Annotated in this window: 21 protein-coding genes, 7 tRNA genes, 1 rRNA gene and 1 riboswitch; of the genes, 25 read left to right on the forward strand and 4 right to left on the reverse strand. The window is 32.5% G+C overall.

Translation table 11 applies throughout. The features are described 5' to 3' along the window. Positions 1-161: 161 nt before the first annotated feature. From rrf to crcB, 6 genes are all read left to right on the forward strand, one after another. A 5S ribosomal RNA gene (gene rrf, locus F553_RS0108585) occupies positions 162-278 on the forward strand. A 5-nt stretch (positions 279-283) separates the two neighbouring features. Beyond that, positions 284-358: transfer RNA gene (locus F553_RS0108590), tRNA-Gln, on the forward strand. 6 nt (positions 359-364) lie between these two features. Further along, positions 365-440, forward strand: a tRNA-Lys gene (locus F553_RS0108595). Positions 441-447: 7 nt separating this feature from the next. Continuing rightward, positions 448-522: transfer RNA gene (locus F553_RS0108600), tRNA-Glu, on the forward strand. A gap of 7 nt (positions 523-529) precedes the next feature. Further along, positions 530-605, forward strand: a tRNA-Val gene (locus tag F553_RS0108605). Between the two features lie 47 nt (positions 606-652). Then, positions 653-717, forward strand: a riboswitch (Fluoride riboswitch). Positions 718-792: 75 nt separating this feature from the next. Beyond that, complete coding sequence (crcB, locus tag F553_RS0108610; protein WP_015563066.1) at positions 793-1,167, forward strand: fluoride efflux transporter CrcB; 375 nt, start codon at positions 793-795, stop codon at positions 1,165-1,167. Positions 1,168-1,223: 56 nt separating this feature from the next. Here the strand turns inward: crcB and F553_RS0108615 are convergent, their stop codons facing one another. Beyond that, the gene (locus tag F553_RS0108615; protein ID WP_018999781.1) at positions 1,224-1,679 is read right to left on the reverse strand and encodes a DUF441 domain-containing protein; all 456 of its coding nucleotides are present in this window, start codon (positions 1,677-1,679) and stop codon (positions 1,224-1,226) included. Between the two features lie 211 nt (positions 1,680-1,890). Here F553_RS0108615 and F553_RS0108620 point away from each other — a divergent pair, with 211 nt between their 5' ends. After that, positions 1,891-2,691 carry an amino acid ABC transporter substrate-binding protein gene (locus F553_RS0108620; RefSeq protein WP_018999782.1) on the forward strand — a complete coding sequence of 267 codons (801 nt, stop codon included), beginning with the start codon at positions 1,891-1,893 and terminating at the stop codon, positions 2,689-2,691. 39 nt (positions 2,692-2,730) lie between these two features. Here the strand turns inward: F553_RS0108620 and F553_RS0108625 are convergent, their stop codons facing one another. Beyond that, on the reverse strand, positions 2,731-3,606 hold the full coding sequence (locus tag F553_RS0108625) for a DMT family transporter (protein WP_008537161.1): 876 nt from the start codon (positions 3,604-3,606) through the stop codon (positions 2,731-2,733). 157 nt (positions 3,607-3,763) lie between these two features. Between F553_RS0108625 and F553_RS0108630 the strand changes: the two genes are divergently transcribed. Next, positions 3,764-4,405, forward strand: coding sequence for a flavin reductase family protein (locus tag F553_RS0108630; RefSeq protein ID WP_018999783.1), 642 nt, complete (start codon positions 3,764-3,766; stop codon positions 4,403-4,405). A gap of 62 nt (positions 4,406-4,467) precedes the next feature. Here the strand turns inward: F553_RS0108630 and F553_RS0108635 are convergent, their stop codons facing one another. Next, complete coding sequence (locus F553_RS0108635; protein ID WP_018999784.1) at positions 4,468-4,887, reverse strand: nitrous oxide-stimulated promoter family protein; 420 nt, start codon at positions 4,885-4,887, stop codon at positions 4,468-4,470. Positions 4,888-5,053: 166 nt separating this feature from the next. Between F553_RS0108635 and F553_RS0108640 the strand changes: the two genes are divergently transcribed. The 4 genes from F553_RS0108640 to F553_RS0108655 all read left to right on the forward strand — a co-directional run bounded on the left by F553_RS0108640 (position 5,054) and on the right by F553_RS0108655 (position 9,649). Further along, positions 5,054-6,115, forward strand: coding sequence for a methionine ABC transporter ATP-binding protein (locus F553_RS0108640; RefSeq protein WP_018999785.1), 1,062 nt, complete (start codon positions 5,054-5,056; stop codon positions 6,113-6,115). Continuing rightward, positions 6,084-6,737, forward strand: a complete 654-nt coding sequence (locus F553_RS0108645; RefSeq protein ID WP_026296989.1) for a methionine ABC transporter permease — start codon at positions 6,084-6,086, stop codon at positions 6,735-6,737. The genes F553_RS0108640 and F553_RS0108645 overlap by 32 nt, the downstream gene beginning before the upstream one ends. 29 nt (positions 6,738-6,766) lie before the next feature. Then, positions 6,767-7,582, forward strand: a complete 816-nt coding sequence (locus tag F553_RS0108650; RefSeq protein WP_008537166.1) for a MetQ/NlpA family ABC transporter substrate-binding protein — start codon at positions 6,767-6,769, stop codon at positions 7,580-7,582. A 138-nt stretch (positions 7,583-7,720) separates the two neighbouring features. Further along, positions 7,721-9,649 carry an alpha-amylase family protein gene (locus F553_RS0108655; protein WP_018999787.1) on the forward strand — a complete coding sequence of 643 codons (1,929 nt, stop codon included), beginning with the start codon at positions 7,721-7,723 and terminating at the stop codon, positions 9,647-9,649. A 60-nt stretch (positions 9,650-9,709) separates the two neighbouring features. On the opposite strand, the gene F553_RS0108660 is transcribed toward F553_RS0108655, so the two are convergent. Next, positions 9,710-11,023, reverse strand: coding sequence for a hemolysin family protein (locus tag F553_RS0108660; RefSeq protein ID WP_018999788.1), 1,314 nt, complete (start codon positions 11,021-11,023; stop codon positions 9,710-9,712). A gap of 193 nt (positions 11,024-11,216) precedes the next feature. Here F553_RS0108660 and F553_RS0108665 point away from each other — a divergent pair. From F553_RS0108665 to F553_RS0108725, 13 genes are all read left to right on the forward strand, one after another. Beyond that, positions 11,217-11,291: transfer RNA gene (locus tag F553_RS0108665), tRNA-Gly, on the forward strand. Positions 11,292-11,297: 6 nt separating this feature from the next. Beyond that, positions 11,298-11,372: transfer RNA gene (locus tag F553_RS0108670), tRNA-Gly, on the forward strand. 120 nt (positions 11,373-11,492) lie between these two features. Further along, positions 11,493-12,797, forward strand: a complete 1,305-nt coding sequence (locus F553_RS0108675; RefSeq protein WP_018999789.1) for an ArsB/NhaD family transporter — start codon at positions 11,493-11,495, stop codon at positions 12,795-12,797. 65 nt (positions 12,798-12,862) lie between these two features. Next, positions 12,863-12,937, forward strand: a tRNA-Gly gene (locus F553_RS0108680). 181 nt (positions 12,938-13,118) lie between these two features. Further along, a complete protein-coding gene (gene tig / locus F553_RS0108685) occupies positions 13,119-14,411 on the forward strand; it encodes a trigger factor (RefSeq protein WP_008537171.1) in 1,293 nt (430 codons plus the stop codon). Positions 14,412-14,452: 41 nt separating this feature from the next. After that, the gene (clpP, locus tag F553_RS0108690; RefSeq protein WP_018999790.1) at positions 14,453-15,055 is read left to right on the forward strand and encodes an ATP-dependent Clp endopeptidase proteolytic subunit ClpP; all 603 of its coding nucleotides are present in this window, start codon (positions 14,453-14,455) and stop codon (positions 15,053-15,055) included. A gap of 37 nt (positions 15,056-15,092) precedes the next feature. Beyond that, on the forward strand, positions 15,093-16,346 hold the full coding sequence (gene clpX / locus F553_RS0108695; protein WP_018999791.1) for an ATP-dependent Clp protease ATP-binding subunit ClpX: 1,254 nt from the start codon (positions 15,093-15,095) through the stop codon (positions 16,344-16,346). Positions 16,347-16,470: 124 nt separating this feature from the next. Next, positions 16,471-18,783, forward strand: a complete 2,313-nt coding sequence (gene lon, locus F553_RS0108700) for an endopeptidase La (protein ID WP_018999792.1) — start codon at positions 16,471-16,473, stop codon at positions 18,781-18,783. Further along, a complete protein-coding gene (gene yihA, locus F553_RS0108705; protein ID WP_018999793.1) occupies positions 18,784-19,452 on the forward strand; it encodes a ribosome biogenesis GTP-binding protein YihA/YsxC in 669 nt (222 codons plus the stop codon). It abuts the gene before it with no gap. Positions 19,453-19,597: 145 nt separating this feature from the next. Further along, positions 19,598-20,050 carry a siroheme decarboxylase subunit alpha gene (gene ahbA, locus F553_RS0108710; RefSeq protein ID WP_018999794.1) on the forward strand — a complete coding sequence of 151 codons (453 nt, stop codon included), beginning with the start codon at positions 19,598-19,600 and terminating at the stop codon, positions 20,048-20,050. Positions 20,051-20,221: 171 nt separating this feature from the next. Further along, positions 20,222-20,701, forward strand: coding sequence for a siroheme decarboxylase subunit beta (gene ahbB, locus F553_RS0108715; RefSeq protein ID WP_018999795.1), 480 nt, complete (start codon positions 20,222-20,224; stop codon positions 20,699-20,701). 18 nt (positions 20,702-20,719) lie between these two features. Then, positions 20,720-21,904, forward strand: a complete 1,185-nt coding sequence (locus F553_RS0108720) for a pyridoxal phosphate-dependent aminotransferase (protein WP_018999796.1) — start codon at positions 20,720-20,722, stop codon at positions 21,902-21,904. Positions 21,905-21,967: 63 nt separating this feature from the next. Further along, a complete protein-coding gene (locus F553_RS0108725; RefSeq protein ID WP_018999797.1) occupies positions 21,968-22,735 on the forward strand; it encodes an SDR family oxidoreductase in 768 nt (255 codons plus the stop codon). Positions 22,736-22,809 lie beyond the last annotated feature (74 nt).

The raw sequence follows: 22,809 nt of genomic DNA on the forward strand, positions 1-22,809 counted from the left end.
TGACGAGGTTGATAGGCCAGGAGTAGAAGTTCAGTAATGAATGTAGCGTACTGGTACTAATATGTCGAGAGCTTAACTTAAAAAAGAAATGACTTGGAGCAAAGTAATCTTCTGAGTGGTTTTGAAAGATTAATATCTTTCAAAAAAAAGAAAAGAGAATATCTGGTGACGATGCCTAAATGGTTCCACCTGTACCCATACCGAACACAGTAGTTAAGCATTTAGAGGCCGAAAGTACTTGCATGGAGACGTGCTGGGAGGATAGGAAGTTGCCAGTTATGATAGGGGTATCGCCAAGCGGTAAGGCATGGGACTTTGACTCCCACATGCGTTGGTTCGAATCCAGCTACCCCTGCCATATATCGGTTCACTAGCTCAGTTGGCAGAGCACCTGACTTTTAATCAGGGTGTCCCGAGTTCGAATCTCGGGTGAGCCACCATCTCTTTGGCGCGTTGGTCAAGTGGTTAAGACACCGCCCTTTCACGGCGGCTTCATGGGTTCGAATCCCATACGCGTCACCAATCTCTCGGGCGGTTAGCTCAGCTGGGAGAGCGCTTGCCTTACAAGCAAGATGTCAGCAGTTCGATCCTGTTACCGCCCACCATTAGTAATTAATCTCCTTGTTTTCAAGGAGTTTTTTTATTTTATAAATAAATAGATGGTGATGGAGTTCACCGATAAATCTGTATAGATACAGTAATGACTCCTGTTATATTATATTTTTATTTTAAATATATATAACAGGAGTTTTTTATTTTATAAAAAGATAATAAAATAGAGAGGAGATTTTTATGAGTAATTTATTAGTTGTTATGTTAGGTTGTGCTTTGGGTGGTGCTATGAGATATTTAATCACTACATATATAAATAAATTAGGATATTTTCCTTATGGTACCTTAGCTGTAAATTTAATAGGTTGTTTCTTAATTGGCATGATAGCTACATTATTAACAGAAAAAATACAAGGTACATCACCATATCTTTCTTTATTTTTAACAGTAGGATTTTTAGGTGGACTTACTACTTTTTCATCATTTACAAATGAAACTCTAATATTGTGGCGTACAGGAGATTTCATTTCTGTATTATTAAATGTAGGCTTAAATACATTTGGTGGGCTTTTAGCAGCTTGGATAGGTAGAATATTAATCTATATGGCTTTTTAATAATAATAAAGGCGATACATTTATTTGTATCGCCTTTATCTTTATATATTGCAATATTAATGAAAAACTTTTAATAAACTTAAAACCATATAAGTCATGCCAGCAGCAATTAAAGGTCCAACAGCGACTCCTTTAAAGAAAAATACACCAATCATTGTACCAATGATAAGAGATGATACAATATCTGGAGAGTCCTTCAATAAGGAGACACCAGAGCCACCAGCAACAGCAGCAAATACACCGGCTAATAGGGCTAATATACCAACAGGAGAGGTAAAACTATGTATCATCATTTGAACTGTTATTTTACCAGTAGCTAGAGGTATTAAAATGGCAATTGTAAGTAATATGATACCATAATTTAAACCATTTGTTTCTACGAATTGCATTAGAGCATCTAACTGGAAAACTTTTAAAATTAAAATTACACCAACAGCATAAAAAACAGACATATTATGTCCAATATAACTTAAGGCTAAAAGTACTAAAAGAATAATATATTCATTACTCATATAAACACGTCCTTTAATTAAATTTTCTTAAATTGTTTTTCTATTGTAGCATATGGTTTTTGAAAAAACAAAAATTCTTTAAAATTTTTTCTAAAAAACTATAGCTTTTTTAATTTATTTTTGTTACAATATAACAAGTTAATGCTTTAGCTAATTAAAGTATTACAATGCAATTATAGATAATATATATTCGTATTAGGAGGAAATATTTATGAAAAAGATATTATTGCTATGTATGTCTATGCTTTTAGGCGCAATGTTAGTAGCTGGCTGTGGAAGTGAGGAAAAAGAAACATCTTCTGCTACTGGTGGCAGTGATAAACCTATCGTTATTGGTTTAGATGATAGTTATCCACCAATGGGCTTTAAAGATGAAAATAATGAAATTGTTGGTTTTGACGTAGATTTAGCAAAAGAAGCAACAAAAAGACTTAATCGTCCAGTAGAATTTAAAGCAATTGATTGGTCTAGTAAAGAAGCTGAACTTAAAAGCGGTCGTGTAGATATTCTTTGGAACGGTTTAGATATTACTGAAAAACGTAAAGAAAATATGTTATTTAGTGATCCTTACATGAAAAATCGTCAAGTTATCTTCGTTCCAGTTAATTCTGATATAAAATCTCTTGACCAGTTAAAAGGTAAAGTAATCGGTACTCAAAGCGGTAGTACAGCAGAAGATTTCTTAGATAATAACCAAGATTATGCTGCACAATTTGCTGAAGTAAAAAAATATGGTGATTACATTGATGCTTTCATGGATTTAGAAAATGGTAGAATTGATGCAGTAGTAACAGATGAACTCATCGGTACTTATTATATGCAAAAACATGCTGATTCTTTCAAAGAAACTGATATTGTTGTAGGTGAACCTACTGATTTTGGTATTGCATTTGCAAAAGACAATCAAGCTCTTCGTGATGAAGTTCAAAAAGTAATGAATGAAATGAAAGCTGATGGTACAATCGCTAAAATTTCCGAAAAATGGTTTGGTAAAGATATCACTACAAAATAATAAGATAAATAAAAGCGAGAACGAAAAGTTCTCGCTTTTTTATTTGGATAATATAGTTACAGCTAAAATAATGATGATAGCACCAATTAATTCAAATAAACCAAAGGAAATATTTAAGAAGATAATTGATAAAATAATAGAAGAAAAAGGTTCTAAAGAAGCAAAAACGCTAATTTTTGTAGGAGAAAGATATTTTGTACTTTCAAGATAAGCACAAAATGCTATTGCTGTACCAAAAATAATGATAGCAGATAAAGTGAGAGCTGTATCTAAATCCCATATACCATTGAATTCCCATGGTTTTTGATAAAAGGACATCAAGATACCACCGATTAGCATACCCCAGCCAATGATTAGTGTGGAACGCCATTTTTTGATAATAGTTCGAGGTTGCAATGTATAAAAGGCAGCAAAGCAAGCACAAACAAGTCCCCAGATAAGAGCTTCTAAAGATATAGCTAGAGTGGAAAAATTTCCTTTAGTAACTAAAAAGAAAGTTCCGACCATAGCAAGAAAGATAGAAAATAATTCTTTAAAAGAAGGTAAGCGATGAGTAGTGAACAATAAGTAAAATACGATTACAATAGGCATTAAATATTGCAGTATAGTAGCTGTAGCAGCATTACTATGAATGATTGTACCAAAATATGTATATTGAACACCTAACATACCAAAGATACCAAAACAAATTAATGGAAATTTGTCTTTAGTGCGCCAAATAGAAAAAATATCGCCTTTATTTAAGATGGCATCAATACATAATAAAATAATACCAGACAAAATTAGACGAACAGTAACAAGCCATTCGGCAGAGATAATTTTATCAACAAATAAATGTTGGGATAATACACCAGAAGCACCCCAAAGTATAGTACCTGTAACTATAAATAGTGTACCTTTTAATTGGCAAGACATAAGAACCTCCTGAAATATGAAAATAATAGATATATTCTATTATTTTTTTTATTTATTGTAAATAAGTATTGCTTTTTGAGGATTATTGTATTAAAATTTAAATAAGATATTAATTAATAATAATTATTTATTAGAGTTGAGTTAAGGAGAAGAAATTATGGAAATGTCAGCATTATGGAAATTAAGTTACGGAATGTATGCTATTGGCACATTAGATGGAGAAAGACCGACAGGTTGTATTGTAAATACAGTTATTCAAATCACTAGCGATAATCCAGTGATTGCTATTAGCATGAATAAAAACAACTATACTTATGATTGTATAAAACGCACAGGTAGATTTTCTGTATCCATTTTATCTGAAAAAACAACACAAAATGTAATTGCTAAATTAGGTTTTTCTTCTGGTAGAGATACAGATAAATTTGATGGCGATATTTTTGCTTGGGAATATATGGACGGACTTCCTGTAGTAAATGAAAATAGCTGTGCGCATATAACAGCAGAAGTTATTACAATGACAGAAATGGAAACTCATTATGTGATTTTAGCGCGTGTACAAGATGCGAAAGTAGTTTCTGATTACAATCCAATGACTTATAAATATTATCATGAAGTAATCAAAGGTAAAGCTCCTAAAAATGCACCTACTTATCAGGCTCCAGAAAAAATAACAGATAAAGAAACATGGGCTTGCCAAATTTGTGGATATATTTATGAAGGTGATTTAACTAAAGAACCAGAAGATTTTGTTTGCCCAATTTGTAAACAACCAAAATCTATGTTTAAAAAACAATAAGATAAATTGGTAAAATAAAAAGCTGACCATTATTAGGTCAGCTTTTATTAATTTAGAAAATATTATTTTTTGGAACGAGCTTTAGCTTTTGCAGCTTGTTTTTTCTCTTGTTCATGTTTTGCGTAATCTACGCCCCAGCTTTTCATTTTATGTTTAAACGCTAACATTGGATGGCGTAAAAACATTTTTTTCTGAGTGCTTTGCATGATAGAGCGAAATTCTTTTGTTTGTTTAGTGCCAAAACAAGGACGGTCACAACGTTCGCAAATTGGTTTAGTAATACCATATGGACATCTACTGATTTTCGTCATTACAGTAGTGAGCAAAGCTGTACATTTTGGACAAAGTTTACTTCCAGATGTATTATGATGGCTGTGACAATAAACACCAAATGTTTTACGGATTTCTTCTTTTTCCTTAGGAACATTGTTTTTTATTTCAACCGGTTTACGTTTTGGTAAAAATCTTGAAAAAATTCCCATAGCAGTCTCCCTTGATTATATAATTATTGATTTATAAGTACTTATTTAATTTTACGGTTTATTATAATTTATGTCAAGAAATAGCATAATAGTTTGACAAGGTTTAATTTTTATGATAGTGTCATTGTTAATAAGATTAAGGTATTATTTGGAGTGTATAATTGATATGATAAAGTTAAAAAATATTGTAAAGACTTACGATACCCCAAATGGTTCAGTTCATGCGTTGAAAGATATTAATTTAGAAATTAAGCGTGGAGAAATTTATGGGATTATCGGTCTAAGTGGTGCTGGTAAATCTACATTAGTTCGTTGCATAAATATGCTAGAAAGACCGACTTCTGGTAGCGTCATCGTCAATGGTAAAGATTTAACAACAATGACAGAATCTCAGCTTCGTGAAGCGAGAAAAGATATTGGCATGATTTTCCAACATTTTAATTTATTGTCTACTTCTACAGTATACGATAATATTGCTTTTCCTTTAAAATTAGCAGGAAAATCTAAAGAAGAAATCAAGGCTAAAGTAGAACCATTATTAAAATTGGTTGGTCTTGAAAATAAAGCTCATCAATATCCATCTCAATTATCAGGTGGTCAAAAACAGCGTGTAGGTATAGCTAGAGCTTTAGCTAATGATACAAAAGTATTATTATGTGATGAAGCGACATCAGCTCTTGACCCTCAGACAACAAAAGCTATTTTAGAATTAATCAGAGATATAAATAAGAAATTACAATTAACAGTAGTAGTAATTACTCATGAAATGCAAGTTATCAAAGACCTTTGTGATAAAGTTGCTGTATTAGACCATGGGGTAATTGCAGAAAATGGTACAGTATTAGAAATCTTTACTAATCCTAAAGAACCTATTACTAAGGAATTTATGAGCGTACTTAGCAGTAATGAACTTCCAGCTGCTTATCGCAATGGCAAAGTGCATAAAGAATATATAAAAGATGCAACTATGTTACTTCGCTTGACTTTTATTGGTGAGTCTGCAGATAATCCAGTGATTGCAGGTCTTATTCGTAAATTCCCTGAATTAGATATAAGTATTTTATTTGGAGATTTATCTCAAATTCAAATGGTACAATTTGGTAGAATGATAATTGGCTTAGATGGAAAAGAAGATCAGATTAAAGATGCGATAAAATCTCTAATGGAACAAGATTTAAAAGTGGAGGTGATAGGATATGTTCAGCGACGCACTCATGCTACTGCCTAAGGCATTAGGTGAAACTGTATATATGGTAGCTGTATCTATGATTGTTGCTTCTGCTATAGGTATTCCTCTTGGTGTATTATTATTGGCTACTGGTAAAAATCAAGTTTTAGAATTAGGTATGGCTAATAAAACATTATCAGCGATTGTAAACTGTGTACGTTCTATTCCATTTATTATTTTAATGGTGGCAATTATTCCTTTTACAAGATTGATAGTAGGCTCTTCTATAGGTACTACAGCGGCTATTGTACCGCTTATTATAGCTTCTATACCTCTTATTGCTCGCCTAGTGGAAACTTCACTTCGTGAGGTGCCTTATGGCTTGATAGAGGCTGCTTTATCTATGGGAGCGACTCCTTATCAGATTATTAGACGTGTATTACTTCCAGAAGCTATGCCAAGTATTGTGGCACAGTTGACAACAGTTATTATTGTGTTGATTGGTGAATCTGCTATGGCTGGTGCTGTAGGTGGCGGTGGCTTAGGTGACTTGGCTATTCGCTATGGTTATCAGCGCTTTAATCCAGAAGTAATGTTGGCTACAGTTATTGTACTTATAGTATTAGTTCAAGTAATTCAATTTTTAGGCAATATGTTAGCTAAAAAATTGAATAAAAAATAATTTTATTTATGTATTAAGGAGGAATTTTGATGAAAAAATTGCTAGCAGTAATTGCTACTGCACTTTTTGCAGTAGTGGCTTTAGCTGGTTGTGGTTCTAGTACAGATACTGCATCTAGTGAAAAAACTGTGCTAAAAGTAGGAGCAACAGCTGTTCCTCATGCAGAAATCTTAGAACAGATTAAACCAGAGTTAGCAAAAGAAGGTGTTGACTTACAGATTATTGAATTCAATGATTATGTACAGCCAAACTTAGCTTTAAATGATGGTGAATTAGATGCAAACTTTTTCCAGCATCAGCCTTATTTAGATGAATTCGCAGCAGAACATAGTGTAAAACTTGTAAGTGCTGGCGGTGTTCATATCGAACCTATGGGAATTTATTCTAAAAAAGTAAAAGCTCTTGATGAATTAAAAGATGGCGCTTTAGTAGCTATTCCTAATGACCCTACAAATGGTGGTCGTGCTTTAATTTTAATGGCAAAAGCTGGTATTATTACTTTAAAAGATAATAACGATATCAAAGCAACTGTACAAGATGTTGTGGCTAATCCAAAAAATATTCAATTCCAAGAAGTTGAAGCAGCTCAACTTCCACGTGTTTTAGATGATGTAGATGCTGCGGTAATTAATACAAACTATGCAATGCAAGCAGGCTTTGTACCAGCTAGCGATGCTTTAATTATCGAAGATAGTACATCTCCATATGTAAATATTGTAGCTGTTAGAGAAGGAGATCAGGAAAAACCTGCTATCCAAAAATTAATGAAAGCTTTAAAATCTGAAGCAGTTAAAAAATTCATTGAAGAAAAATATAAAGGTGCAGTAGTTCCTGCTTTTGAATAAGCTTAAAAGAATGAAGATATCTACAATAGATAATAAATTATTGTGGATATCTTCTTTTTTTAGCAGGAATAAAAACTATAAATATCTAAATAATAAATATGATATTTTTCTTTTAAATGTCAATGGAGGGATTTATATATGAAGAGCAAGAAAAATAAAAAGAATGCTGTAAATAAAGATGTAAAAAAAGATGTAAAAGTAGCAGTAGTGAAAAAAGAAGATATGTTTGAAGCTAGATTACATAAACATTATGATGAATTAAAATGGCTTTATTGTGAATTGTATCAGCAACAACCAAATCCTTTAAATTATTTTGATGATTTAATTAAAAATTTAAAAGACTTTTATGACCAAAGGGAAGCTTATTTAAAGGAATTAGATATTGCACGTGAAAAAAATACTAATTGGTATAAAGGCAATGATTTCATCGGCATGATGATGTATGTAAATAATTTCTCTGGCACTTTAAAAGGCTTTGAAAAAAGAATACCTTATTTACAAGAAAGCAATATAAATTATATCCATTTAATGCCTTTGTTGACATCTCCAAAAGATGAAGGTGATGGCGGTTATGCTGTAGCAGATTTCCGCAATGTTCAAGAAGAATTAGGAACTATGGAAGATTTGCGTAAATTAGCTAAAAAATGTCATCGCAATAAAATAAGTATTTGCTTAGACTTTGTAATGAACCATACTTCTAATCAACATGAATGGGCAAAAAAAGCAAGAGCTGGTGAACAAGAATATCAAGATAGATATTTCTTCTTTGATAATTATGATATGCCAAGATTATTTGAAGAAAAATGTCCACAGGTATTCCCTACAACAGCACCAGGCAATTTCACTTATTTAGAAGATATTCATAAATTTGTAATGACTACTTTCTATCCATATCAATGGGATTTAGATTATCGCAATCCTATAGTTTTCAATGAAATGGTATACAATATGTTATATTTAGCAAATCAAGGTATAGATATCATTCGCTTAGATGCTGTGCCATATATTTGGAAACAATTAGGTACAAATTGCCGTAATTTACCGCAGGTTCATACTTTAGTACGTATGATGCGTATGATTACAGAAATTGTTTGCCCATCTGTATTATTATTGGGTGAAGTAGTAATGGCACCTGAAAAAGTAGTTCCATACTTTGGTACAATTGAAAAACCAGAATGTCATATGCTCTATAATGTAACTACTATGGCAACAACATGGCATACAGTAGCTACTAGAGATGTAAGCTTATTAAAACATCAACTTGATATTTTAGCTTCTTTACCAAAACAATATATTTTCCAGAATTATTTACGTTGTCATGATGATATCGGTTGGGGCTTAGATTATGGTTTCTTGAGATATCAGGGAATAGAAGAAGTTGCGCATAAAAAATATTTAAATGACTTCTTCACTGGAAAATATCCAAATTCTTTCAGCTGTGGCGAATTATATAATGATGATGAATCATTAGGTGATGCTCGTCTTTGCGGTACTACAGCTTCTTTATGTGGTATAGAATACTATGATAAACAAAAAGATAAAGATGGTATTCAGTTAGCTATTGATTTAGACTTAATGTTACATGGCTTCTTATTGAGCTTATCTGGTATACCTGTTATTTATAGTGGAGATGAAATAGCTCAATATAATGATTGGGAATATAAAAACGATAAATATAAACAAGCTGATTCTCGTTACATTCATCGTGGAGCATTTAACTGGCGTAAAGCTGGTCGTCGTAAAATAGATAATGCTATTCAGGCAAAAGTATATCAAGGTATTAGCAAAATGGAAAAAATACGTTTACAATATGATGTATTCTCCACTGATGCCAATATCTATACTTTAAATACATGGAATAAATCCACAGTGGCTTTAGTTCGTGAAACAGAAAATGAAAAATTCATTGGTATTTATAATTTCAGTGAATATGAAGAAATGGCATGGATTGACGAACAAGATGGCTTATATAAAGAATTATTGACAAAACAGAAAGATTTCAAAGCATCAGGATTAAAATTACCAGGACATGGTATTTTATGGCTCTGGAGAAGTAAAAAAGCATAATATAAAACCATCATAAATAAAAAAGGCGTTAACTCTAAATTTTAGGTTAACGCCTTTTTATTATTTTTTATTTATCTGTGTAACTAAGATGCGGTCAATGCGGGCTTTATCCATACTGATGATTTCAAAACGGAATTTATGCCAGATGATTTTTTCACCGACTTTAGGAATGTAACCAAAATAGGAAGTAATAAAGCCACCCATAGTTTGGAAATGTCCACTGTCTTCATTTGGCAATACTTCGATATCGAATTTTTCTTTGAAATCGTCAATATCGAAAAGTCCATCAATATACCAAGAATGTTCATCTCGTTGAATGATTTGAGGAGAATTAGCAACAGGTTTACCAGTTATATCACCTAAGACTTCATTGATGATGTCAAAGATAGTGATAAAACCTACAACACCGCCGTATTCGTCAAGTACTACAGCTTCATTTATTTCACTTTCACGGAATTTCTCAAGAACACGAAAACTTTCCATGGCACGAGGCACAAACATTGGCTTATGCATGAGCTTTTCTAAATCAAGAGGTTTATTAGCTAATAATTCATTTAAAATATCTTTAGCATAAACAATTCCTACAAATTCATCAAGATTATCTTTACCTACAAGAAAAACATTTTGATTATGTTCTTGAATAAATTTTAAATTTACCTCTAAGCTATCTTCAAGGTCAATCCACATCATCTGTGTACGTGGTGTCATTAAAGAATAAGCTGTTTGGTCACTCATATGGAAAATACGGTCAACAATATCTTGTTCAGCTTTTTCAAAAGTACCATCTTCCGTACCTTTTTCGATTAAGTCTTTTACTTCATCTTCAGTAACACTATCATTATTTTGAGGATTAATGCCAAAAATCAATAATAAAGTATTAGCTATAGAAGTAAATAGACTAATAAATGGAGATAAAAGTTTTTTCCATATTTTTAATGGTGTAAGTAGAGTTAGTAAATAATACTCAGGTTTTGTAAGGGCTATATTGCGAGGTAGGGTTGTACTTAAAATAGAACATAATAATATGATGATAAAAGTACTGATGATTAGAGAAATAGGCTCTATATAATTATCGCAATCAGGAAAAATTGCTTGTAAAGTATGAATGAAAAATGGTGCAAGTGAAATGCCAGTCAATAAACCTATTAAAATATTGCAAGAAACATTACCTATTTGCACAGCAATTAAATAAGTAGTAGGTTTATCAATTATTTTTAAGGCTTCAGAAGCTTTCTTTTTACCTTCATCAAGCATTTTTTCTAATTGATTTTTATGAGAATCAGCAATAGCCACTTCAGTGAGAATAAATAAAGCATTTATTAAAATTAATATAAAAATTAATCCAATAAATAAATCCGTCTCGGGAATATCCAAATATCAACACTTCCTTATCTAAAAATATACTATATTATACCACTTATAACTGATAAATGCCATTTTACCAATAATTTTTACAAAGATTATAAAAAACTTACAAAAATTTTTCAAAAAAAGTGTTGACAATCTAATATAAGTTAATATATAATAATCAACGTTGCTGATACATTTATTAAAGCAACAAGACAATGCGGGAGTAGCTCAGTGGTAGAGCATCACCTTGCCAAGGTGAGGGTCGCGAGTTCGAGCCTCGTTTCCCGCTCCATATCATGCGGAAGTAGCTCAGTGGTAGAGCATCACCTTGCCAAGGTGAGGGTCGCGAGTTCGAGCCTCGTTTTCCGCTCCATTTAATAAATATCCCAGTAGCAATACTGGGTTTTTTTGTTATAATGATAAATAAAATAAGATACAGCTTATTATTTTTGTTAAAATAAATTGTTAATTATTAATTTAAGTAGGTGATAAAATGAAACCATTTATGCAAGAATTTATTGTAGGATTTATTTTGGTCATGGTATTAGTAATATTCACCATAGGTGGATTGAGCAATATGCATGATGCTCAAGAATTAGTGGCAGGACTTATATTATTAGCTACTTTGATTGTATTTACCTTAGGCAAAAGCCCAGTATTTAGGGTAGATAGAGCAGGTATGTCTATTATTGGTGCGTCGTTAATGACAGCTTTTGGTATTTTGTCCCTTGAAGAAGCCGTTCAAGCAATTGATGCTAAAACTATTGTGGTATTATTTTCATTGATGGTAGTTGTGAGCAATTTAAAATTAGCAGGATTTTTTACATATATAGGAAAAGTAGTATTCACTCATATTCATACAGGAAAAACATTATTATTAGCAGTAATTTTTATGTCAGGAATTTTATCTTCTATTGTAATTAATGATATAGTTTGTTTATTATTCACACCTGTAGTTATCATGATATGTTTGAAAGTAAAGGTAAATCCTATTCCTTATTTGCTCGCAGTAGCAATGGCTTCAAATATTGGTAGTGCTTGTACATTTATTGGTAATCCCCAAAATGTATTAATAGGTAGTTTATCTCAAGTTCCTGCTGGAGAATATTTCTTATCAGCAGCTCCAATATCTTTTTTAGGCTTAATCATGCTTTATTTAGCAATATCATTTAAATATAAAAATGATTTGTCAGTGAGTTTTGAATATAAGAGCGATAACAATAGCATTATTCATAAATATTTATTGAGTAAAACAATAATTGTATTAGCACTTGTCATTATTTTTTATTTAGTTGGTTTTGATTTATCATTGACAGCAAGTTTTGGGGCAGCATTTTTATTGATTAATGCTCGTATAAAACCAGAACGTGTTTATGAAGATATAGATTTTAACTTATTAATTATGTTCATTGGCTTGTTTATCATCATTGCTGGCGTAGAAAAAAGTGGTTTGCTTGATTTAATAAATAGTTTCTTACCACCAGAATATATGAAAGAAATACCACTGTTTTCAGTGATGGCAATAGTGCTTTCTAATATAGTAAGTAATGTACCAGCAGTATTACTTTTAAGATATTACATTCCTGTAGATGAACAAATCTTATGGCAGGCTTTGGCTTTATTATCCACAATTGCAGGTAATTTGACAGTTTTTGGCTCTATTGCGAATTTGATTGTTATTGAAATTGCCAAAAAGCAGGGTATAAAAGTAACTTCTAATCAATATTTAAAGATAGGTTTTCCATTAACGATATTATTATCCATTATAAGCATTATTTGGTTTGAATTTATAAATTAAAAGTATGAAAAGTGTTGACTTTTTGTTTTTTATCATTTATAATAATTTATGTTGTTAAGACAAGTGCGGAAGTAGCTCAGTGGTAGAGCATCACCTTGCCAAGGTGAGGGTCGCGAGTTCGAGCCTCGTTTTCCGCTCCATAAGAAATTGGTCCCCAGTCAATAAGACTGGGGTATTTTTGTACTTAGACTTGTTTTTATGAAAGTATTGTGATATCATTCATTTAGTATAGTAGGTGTACTGTGACTATTAAGGTGAATGACAGTAACATATACAATAAGAATTTTGGTTTACTAGTTAAACAGGAGGTTTTTTTTTACAATGAACGTTACTACAGAAAAGATTGAAAATCATAAGGTAGTACTTACAATTGAAGTACCAGCTGAAGAACTTGATAAAGGTATTAAAGCTGCTTGCAAATCCCTTGCAAATCGTGTAAACATTCCTGGTTTCAGAAAAGGTAAAGCTCCTCGCCGTATTCTTGAAATGAACATCGGTAAAGAAGCTATCTTAGATGAAGCTTTTGATCGTGTTGCACAGAAAGCTTTTGATGAAGCTTTAAAACAAGAAAACTTAGATCCAGTAGACCGTCCACAGGTTGACATCGTAACTTTAGAAGAAGGTAAAGACGTAGTATTCAAAGCTACTATTACTCCTGTTCCAGAAGTTACTCTTGGCGAATACAAAGGATTAAAAGTTGCTAAAGACGCTGTTGAAGTAAAAGACGAACAAGTTGAAGAACAAGTAAAAAATATCTTAAATCACCATGCAAAAATGGTTGACGCTGAAGAAGGCGCAACTGTTGCAAACGATGATTTCATCACTTTAGATTTCAAAGGTGAAGTTGACGGTGTAGCATTTGCTGGCGGCGAAGGTAAAGATTACCCACTTCAAATCGGTTCTCATTCTTTCATCGATACTTTTGAAGATCAACTCGTTGGTCTTAAAGTTGGCGAAGAAAAAGACGTTAACGTAACATTCCCAGAAGAATATCATGCTAAAGATTTAGCTGGTAAAGCTGCTGTATTCCATTGCAAAATTAACAGCATTAAACATAAAGAAATGCCTGAACTCACTGATGAATTCGTAAAAGCATCTACTTCTTATGAATCCATCGAAGACATGAAAGCAAAACTTCGTGAAAACATTGAAAAAAATGCACAGCGTGAAGCAGATACTAAACGCCGTAACGAAATCTTAAAACAGGCTACTGACAATATCACTGTAGATATTCCAGAAGTTATGGTTGAAAACCGTGTAAGCAACATGATTCAGGAACTTTCCGTAAATCTTGAAAACCAAGGTATGAACCTTGATGCTTACTTAAAATATGCTAACATGGATATGGCAAAACTTCGTGAACAGTACAAAGAAAGTGCTGCAATCGCAGTAAAAACTGACCTCATGTTAGATGCTGTTGCAAAAGCTGAAGATATCAAAGTTGAAAACGCTGATATCAACGCTGAAATCGCTTTACTTGCTGCAACTTATGGTACAACTCCACAAGAAGTAAGCAAAATCATTAAAAAGAACCACAGCATTGGTAACTTAGTAGCTACTGTACTTCACAAAAAAGCTGCTAACTTCATCATTGACAGTGCTGTAGAAGCTTAATTAAAAAATTAAATGTAATATTTTTGACCGGGGTGAATGATATGAACTATGTACCTATGGTAGTTGAACAGTCAGGACGTGGAGAACGTGCCTATGATATTTATTCTCGTCTTTTAAAAGACCGTATAATTTTTTTAGGTGGTCCTATTGATGATAATGTAGCTAACGTGGTAATAGCCCAACTTCTATTCTTAGAATCTGAAGACCCGGATAAAGATATTCACCTTTATATTAATAGTCCCGGCGGTGTTGTTACTGCCGGGCTAGCTATTTATGATACTATGCAATATATTAAGCCAGATGTATCAACTATATGTATTGGACAAGCTGCTAGCATGGGCTCTGTGCTTTTAGCTGCTGGTGCAAAAGGCAAAAGATATGCACTTCCATATTCTCGCATTATGATACATCAACCACTTGGCGGAGCTCAGGGACAATCAACAGATATTCAAATTCAGGCTCGTGAAATTTTGCGTATTCGTGAAACTTTAAATGAAATCTTAAGTCGTCATACTGGACAGTCTGTAAAAAAACTTACAGAAGATACAGAACGTGATAATTTTATGTCAGCGTTAGAAGCTAAGAAATATGGTTTAATAGATGAAGTTATTATTCGTCCACAAGAAGAAAAAAGTGATAAATAGTCAATCATGATTAGCTGTAGATAAGAGGTGAATGTTGTTGAATTTCGGTGAGGGTAATAAAGGCAAAATGAAATGTTCATTCTGTGGAAAAACTCAGGAACAAGTACGAAAACTCGTGGCTGGACCAGGAGTCTATATCTGCGATGAATGTGTTAAGCTTTGCGATGAGATTGTAGAAGAAGAAGTTAATGATAATGAGCCTGTTGAACTTAGAGAGTTGCCAAAACCTAGAGAAATATATGATGTATTAAATCAATATGTAATAGGACAAGATGAGGCAAAAAAATCTCTTTCTGTAGCTGTATATAACCATTATAAACGTATAAACAGAGTTACAAAGCAGGATGATGTTGAATTACAAAAATCTAATATTTTGATGTTAGGACCAACTGGTAGTGGAAAGACTTTACTTGCACAGACCTTGGCTAAAATATTGAATGTTCCTTTTGCTATAGCCGATGCAACATCACTTACAGAAGCAGGCTATGTTGGTGAAGACGTAGAAAATATTCTACTAAAACTAATTCAAGCTGCTGATAATGATATTGAACAAGCTCAAAAAGGTATCATCTATATAGATGAAATTGATAAAATTGCTCGTAAATCCGAGAACCCTTCAATAACAAGAGATGTTTCTGGTGAGGGAGTGCAACAGGCACTTTTAAAAATCCTAGAAGGTACAATTGCTAGCGTTCCCCCACAAGGTGGAAGAAAGCATCCTCATCAAGAAGGTATGTTACAAATTGATACTACAAATATATTATTTATTTGTGGTGGTGCTTTTGATGGTATTGAAAAAATAATAGATGCACGTTTAGGCAAAAAAAGTCTTGGTTTTGGTGCAGATATAAAAAGTAAACGCAAACAAACTACAGGTGAAATTTTGAAAAATGTTTTACCTGAAGATTTATTAAAATGTGGTTTAATTCCAGAATTTATAGGGCGTGTTCCTGTAGTAGTTACTTTAGAGTCTTTGACAGAAGATGCACTAGTGGATATTTTGGTAAAACCAAAGAATGCTTTAGTAAAACAATATGGCAAACTTTTGGAAATGGACGGTGTAAAACTTCATTTCGATGAAGATGCTTTACATTTGATAGCCAAAGAAGCTTTGGAGCGTAAGACAGGTGCTAGGGGACTTCGCTCAATTATTGAACGTATTATGCGTGATGTAATGTTTGAGATACCTTCCAAAATGGGTGCTGTTTCTTGTGAAATAACTAAAGAGATTATTGAAAAGAAAAAAACTCCTGTAATCACTTATGCTGATAAAAAAGCTGTAAAAAAATAACTTATTTTTAGCAAAGTAACAGGATATTAATATGCCATTAATAAAGAGTTGTTGCCAGGCTAAATAAAACCGCAGCAACTCTTTTTTATAATAAATATTTTATACTCATAGGAGGATTTCTTTCGTGGGGAAAAAAAGTACATTGAGCTTTTTACCATTAAGAGGAATGGTGTTATTTCCAAATAATGGAGCACATATTGATATAGGTCGTGATAAATCTGTTGCGGCTCTAGAAGAATGTTTGGCACATGGCAGACAGATTATGCTTAGTGCGCAAAAAGATGTCGAAGTAGAAGACCCAAAACGTGAAGATGTATATGAGATTGGTACAGTATGTCAAGTACAGCATGTAACTAAACTCAATAATGGGATTATGCGTGCTCAGATAGAAGGATTGTATCGCGCTCGTATTTTAGATTTTCGCGATGATGGTTTGTTCATTGAAGTAGATGTCGAAGAAATTGAAGAAGATAAAACAGATACTAAAGAAATTCAGGCACTTATAAGAGCATGTATTTCTAAATTTGAAGATTGGGTAAAACTCAGTCATAAAATACCACCTGAAGTCATGATTGCAGTCAATGTAGCTATGGATGATGGCGGAATTTTATGCAATGTAGTTACTAATCATTTAAATTGCAAATATCAAGATAAACAAGAAATTTTAGGTATCGTTGATTTAAAAAGCAGATTAGAAGCTCTATATAAATTATTATTACAAGAAGTAGAAATTATGGAGCTTGAAAATAAAATAGTTTTTGATGTGAACAAGCAAATGAATAAAATTCAAAAAGAATATTATTTGCGTGAACAGATAAAAGCTATCAATAAAGAATTGGGCGAAGATGATGAAATAGCAGAAGCTATTGAAGAATATCGCCAAAAAATGAAAGAACATACTTATCCAGAGTATGTAACAGAAGCATTGGAAAAAGAATTAAAACGTTTAGAACGTACAAATCCAGCTTCTCCAGAAATGGGAGTAATTCAAAATTATATTGAATGGGTACTTGATTTACCATGGGATATAGAAAATCAAGAAACTATAGATGTAAAAGAAGCACAAAAAACTTTAGATAAACATCATTATGGACTTGCAAAAGTAAAAGAACGTATTATTGAATATTTATCTATAAAAGCTTTATCACCAGATATAAAAGCGCCTATCGTATGTTTAGTAGGCCCTCCTGGTGTTGGTAAAACTTCCATTGCAACATCTATAGCTCAAGCTTTGAAACGCAAATTTGTCAGAGCTTCTTTGGGTGGTGTACGTGATGAAGCTGAAATCAGAGGTCATCGTCGTACTTATGTAGGTGCTATGCCTGGTCGTATCATTGAAGGTATAAAGAATGCAGGTAGTAAAGACCCATTATTCTTATTAGATGAAGTGGATAAAATGGCGTCAGATTATCGTGGCGACCCTGTGTCTGCTCTTTTAGAAGTATTAGACCCAGAGCAAAACAGCACATTCTCTGACCACTATATCGGGCTTGCATTTGATTTATCTAAAGTAATGTGGATAATTACAGCAAATGATTTAGGCAATATTCCTCGTCCGCTTCGCGACCGTATGGAAATCATCATGCTTCCAAGCTATACTGAAGTAGAAAAAATGCATATAGCAAAAGAACATTTACTTGATAAAGTAAAAAAAGCAAATGGTCTTAAAAAATCTCAAGTGAATATGTCTGATGAAGTAATCAGCAAAATCATCGAAGATTATACTCGTGAAGCTGGTGTACGTGAATTAGAACGTCAATTATCTAAAGCTTGTCGCAAAGCTGCTTATAAAATCGTTACAGAAAAGAAAAAATCTGTACGCATCACTAAGAAGAATATAACTGATTTCTTAGGTAAAGCAAAATACACAGAAACTAAAGCTGAAAAAGAAAATCAAGTAGGTCTTTGCACTGGTCTTGCATGGACTGAAGTTGGTGGCGTTATCTTGCCAGTTGAAGTGGCTGTTTTAAAAGGAAAAGGAAATTTATTACTCACAGGTCAACTCGGTGATGTGATGAAAGAGTCTGGTAGAGCAGCACTCACATGTATTCGCGCTCGTTCTGAGAAATTAAAAATAGATGAAAAGTTCTATGAAGAAAATGACATTCATGTACATTTTCCAGAAGGTGCAGTACCAAAAGATGGCCCATCTGCTGGTATCACTATGACTACAGCTATAGTATCAGCACTTACAGGTAAGAAAGTAAGAGCTGATGTGGCTATGACAGGAGAAATCACTCTTCGTGGCAAAGTATTACCTATTGGTGGATTGAAGGAAAAATCTTTGGCGGCTTATCGTGAAGGTATCTATACTGTAATCATGCCAAAAGCTAATGAAAGAGATTTAGACGAAATTGCACCAGAAGTAAAAGCTAAGATGAAATTTATTCCTGTAGAGACTATAGATGAAGTTTTAAAAGTAGCGTTGGTGGATTAAATGACACAGACAGATATACAAGACAATAATGCAAATAAAATAAAAGCTCAAGATAAAATAAATATTATCCGAGCTAAATATATTGCGTCAGCTGTAAAAAAAGCGCAATATCCAGAAGAACGCTTAAAAGAAATAGCTTTTATCGGTCGTTCTAATGTGGGTAAATCTTCTTTGATTAATTCTTTGACACGTGTGCATAATTTAGCGCGTGTCAGCGGTCAGCCAGGCAAAACGCAGACAATCAATTTTTATGAATTAACTGCTAGATTTAATGAAACTGGTGAGGATAAATTATTTCATTTAGTTGATTTACCAGGATATGGCTATGCAAAAACAGCTCAAACTAATCGCAAGCAATGGGCAAAATTTATCGAAGAATACTTTTTACATTCAGAGCATCTTCAATTCGTTTGCCAACTTATAGATATTCGTCATGAGCCTATGAAATCAGATAAAGAAATGTTTGATTGGCTCATAAAAAATAATATTCCTGTGCTTATTATCGCAACTAAAGCTGATAAAATAAGCCGTGGAGCAGTGAATAAACAAATAGCTCAAATTCGCAAATCCTTAGGTGTGAAAGAAATAGATATTTTACCTTATTCTTCACCGAAAAAACAGGGAAGAGCAGAGCTTTTAAATGTAATTTATGAAATGTTAGTTGATTAATAATTAAGTGCCTTTAACATATGTTAGAGGCACTTTTTGTTTAATTTAGATTTTAAAAATGAATGATATTCATATTTACTTGACTGTATAATCTATAGTTTGTTACAATAAAAACCAGATATTTTAATAAACGAGGATTATTATTATGCTTACAAATTTTGATAAATCATTATTAAATATTATTCAAAGAAACTTGCCAATCAGTGAGCGTCCATTTTTGGAATTGGCTAAGATTTTAAATACGACAGAAGATAATGTAATAGAGCGTTTACGTTATTTAAAAGAACATGGTTATATTCGCCGTATAGGGCCATTTTTTGATTCGGGAAAATTAGAGTATAAAGGAACTCTTGTGGCTTTAAAAGTAAAAGAAGGCTATATGCAACAAGTGGCTGAATTTATAAATCGCTATCCAGGGGCTACACATAATTATGAGCGTGAAGGCGAGTATAATTTATGGTTTACATTGCTTACACATAGCGAAGAAAAGAGAAAACAGATATTAGATGAAATCAAAGCGCAAAAAGGCGTAGAAAAATTGATGAATTTAGTATCTAATAAAAAATATAAGATAAATGTACAATTTAAATTAAAATGATTTATTTTTAGTATATTTATGCTTATAGATAGAATAACAAAGTTACAAATATATTTAATGACTTAGAAAAATTTTTTACTGTATTTGAATTCATAAAAATTTTTTTGTATAAAGTAAAAATATATAGAAAAAACGCTGTAATACTTGATTTTGTTGAAGAAAGGCAGACTAATGGATTTATTAGATAAACAAATTATTAGAATTATGCAAGATGAATTTCCACTTGTAAAAGAACCTTATAAAGAATTTGCAAAAAAACTTAATATATCTGAGCAGGAATTATTAAATCGTTTGCGAATTTATAAAGAAGAGGGTAAAATTCGTAAAATGGGTGCTGTACTTCGTCATGTAGAAGCAGGATTTCGTGCAAATGCTCTTTGTGCATGGGTAGTGCCAGTGGATAAATTAGATGAGATAGCACAAAAATTAGCTCAATGTCCATCTATTTCTCATTGTTATGATAGAAATACTACTCCAGATTGGCCATATAATATTTATACAATGATACATGCTCATACACGTCAAGAGTGTGAAGTCATTGCAGAAAAATTGGCCAAAGAAAATAATCTTCAGCAATATACTATGCTTTATTCTGTGAAGGAATGGAAAAAAACAAGTATGCGATATTTTGACGAAGCTGAAGATGAATAATTTTTGGAAGGTGATTTAATGGTTTCAGAAAAAATGTATGAATTAGGTACAAAAAAATCTACTATTCGTACTATTTTTGAATATGGTCGCAAACGTGCGTTAGAAGTAGGAGAAGAAAATATCTATGATTTTAGCATAGGTAATCCAAATGTTCCTGCTCCTGAATTTGTAAAACAGGCTATCATTGATATTTTAAATGAAATGGATCCATGTGCTGTACATGGTTATACTGTAGCTCCAGGTAATCCAGAAGTTAGAGAAGTTTTAGCTAAAGATATTAATCGCCGTTTTGGTACTAATTTCGCTGGTAAAAATTTATTTATTACTGGCGGTGCTGCTGGTGCGATTACAATTACTTTTAAAGCTTTAAGTGAAGCAGGCGATGAATTCATCACATTTGCTCCATATTTTCCTGAATATAAATGCTTTGTAGAATCCACAGGAGCTAGTTTAAAAGTAGTTCCTGCCAAAATAGATGATTTTCAAATTCAATTTGATAAGTTTGAAGAAATGATAACTGCAAAAACAAAAGCAATTATCGTAAATTCACCTAATAATCCTAGCGGTGTTGTATATAGTGAAGAAACTATTAAAAAATTGGCAGAAGTTTTGACTGCAAAATCAAAAGAATATAATCATCCAATTTTCTTGATTTCTGATGAACCTTATCGTGAAATTGCTTATGGTGTAGATGTACCATATTTACCAAAATACTATGATAATACTATTGTTTGCTATTCTTATAGTAAATCTTTCTCACTTCCTGGTGAACGTATCGGTTATATCGTAGTACCAGATGAAGTAGCTGACTTTGGCAAGGTTTATGGCGCTATTGCTGGAGCTGCTAGAGTATTGACTCATGTAAATGCTCCATCTTTATTCCAATTAGTAATTGCTCGTTGTGCAGGCAAAGAGTCTGATATGTCTACTTATGAAAAAAATGGTAAATTATTATACAATGGTCTTATCGAAGCTGGTTTTAAATGTTTAAAACCACAGGGAGCATTTTATCTTTTCCCTCAATCTTTAGAACCAGATGATTATGCTTTCTGCAAACGCGCTCAAAAATATGATTTATTATTAGTTCCAGGTAGCGACTTTGGTTGCCCAGGACATTTCAGAGCTTCTTATTGTATAAAGACAGAAACAATTGAAAAATCTTTGCCTTTATTTAAAAAGTTAGCCGAAGAATATAAAAAATAAATTTTTTCATCAGCTTATCTAGCAAATAAAATTGGGGGAATTTTATTAGATGAGGTGATTTATATGTCTTTTATGGATAATTTTTATCTGACAAGTAAAAAGGCAATTATTACTGGTGGAGCAAAAGGCTTAGGATTGGGCATGACAAAGGCATTATGTCATGCAGGTGCAGAAGTTGTGATTATATCTTCTAGTGATAGTGCTAAAGAAGAAGCTGAAAAACTTTGTAAGCAGGGATTTTCAGTTTATGGTATCAAGGCAAATTTAATGAAACGACAAGATGTGCAATCATCATTTGATGAAGCATTAAATCATTTTGACGGTAAGCTTGATATTCTTGTGAATAATTCAGGTATGATACGTCGTCATAAATCTGAAGATTTTCCACTTGAAGATTGGGATAAAGTCATAAATCTTAATTTAAATACAGTATTTCAGCTTTGCCAATTAGCTGGGAAAGTTATGCTAAAGCAAGGTAGTGGAAAAATAATAAATATAGCTTCTATGCTCAGTTTTTTTGGTGGATTTACCGTTCCGGCATATTCAGCAAGTAAAGGTGGTGTAGCACAGCTTACCAAAGCACTTGCTAATGAATGGTCAAGTAAAAATATACAAGTTAATGCTATAGCACCAGGTTATATGGCAACAGATATCAATCAAGCTTTAATTGATGATGAAAAGCGAAATCATGAGATATTAAGCCGTATACCAGCAGGACGTTGGGGTAATCCAGAAGACATGCAAGGGATTGTCGTATTCTTAGCATCAAATGCTTCTAATTATATTAATGGGGCAATAATTCCTGTAGATGGGGCATATTTAGCGAGATAAAAAATACCTCATAATATTAGTACAATCTAATATTATGAGGTATTTTTGTATTTATTATTAAATATAAGTAAAAA

It is taken from the genome of Megamonas rupellensis DSM 19944, from assembly GCF_000378365.1.
Classification (GTDB): Bacteria; Bacillota; Negativicutes; order Selenomonadales; family Selenomonadaceae; genus Megamonas; species Megamonas funiformis.

Excerpts from the sequence above, each read along its gene's own strand:
- crcB (WP_015563066.1), top strand. The coding sequence starts at position 793 with ATGAGTAATTTATTAGTTGTTATGTTAGGTTGTGCTTTGGGTGGTGCT.
- F553_RS0108615 (WP_018999781.1), bottom strand. The coding sequence starts at position 1,679 with ATGAGTAATGAATATATTATTCTTTTAGTACTTTTAGCCTTAAGTTAT.
- F553_RS0108620 (WP_018999782.1), top strand. The coding sequence starts at position 1,891 with ATGAAAAAGATATTATTGCTATGTATGTCTATGCTTTTAGGCGCAATG.
- F553_RS0108625 (WP_008537161.1), bottom strand. The coding sequence starts at position 3,606 with ATGTCTTGCCAATTAAAAGGTACACTATTTATAGTTACAGGTACTATA.
- F553_RS0108630 (WP_018999783.1), top strand. The coding sequence starts at position 3,764 with ATGGAAATGTCAGCATTATGGAAATTAAGTTACGGAATGTATGCTATT.
- F553_RS0108635 (WP_018999784.1), bottom strand. The coding sequence starts at position 4,887 with ATGGGAATTTTTTCAAGATTTTTACCAAAACGTAAACCGGTTGAAATA.
- F553_RS0108640 (WP_018999785.1), top strand. The coding sequence starts at position 5,054 with ATGATAAAGTTAAAAAATATTGTAAAGACTTACGATACCCCAAATGGT.
- F553_RS0108645 (WP_026296989.1), top strand. The coding sequence starts at position 6,084 with ATGTTCAGCGACGCACTCATGCTACTGCCTAAGGCATTAGGTGAAACT.
- F553_RS0108650 (WP_008537166.1), top strand. The coding sequence starts at position 6,767 with ATGAAAAAATTGCTAGCAGTAATTGCTACTGCACTTTTTGCAGTAGTG.
- F553_RS0108655 (WP_018999787.1), top strand. The coding sequence starts at position 7,721 with ATGAAGAGCAAGAAAAATAAAAAGAATGCTGTAAATAAAGATGTAAAA.
- F553_RS0108675 (WP_018999789.1), top strand. The coding sequence starts at position 11,493 with ATGAAACCATTTATGCAAGAATTTATTGTAGGATTTATTTTGGTCATG.
- tig (WP_008537171.1), top strand. The coding sequence starts at position 13,119 with ATGAACGTTACTACAGAAAAGATTGAAAATCATAAGGTAGTACTTACA.
- clpP (WP_018999790.1), top strand. The coding sequence starts at position 14,453 with ATGAACTATGTACCTATGGTAGTTGAACAGTCAGGACGTGGAGAACGT.
- yihA (WP_018999793.1), top strand. The coding sequence starts at position 18,784 with ATGACACAGACAGATATACAAGACAATAATGCAAATAAAATAAAAGCT.
- ahbA (WP_018999794.1), top strand. The coding sequence starts at position 19,598 with ATGCTTACAAATTTTGATAAATCATTATTAAATATTATTCAAAGAAAC.
- ahbB (WP_018999795.1), top strand. The coding sequence starts at position 20,222 with ATGGATTTATTAGATAAACAAATTATTAGAATTATGCAAGATGAATTT.
- F553_RS0108720 (WP_018999796.1), top strand. The coding sequence starts at position 20,720 with ATGGTTTCAGAAAAAATGTATGAATTAGGTACAAAAAAATCTACTATT.
- F553_RS0108725 (WP_018999797.1), top strand. The coding sequence starts at position 21,968 with ATGTCTTTTATGGATAATTTTTATCTGACAAGTAAAAAGGCAATTATT.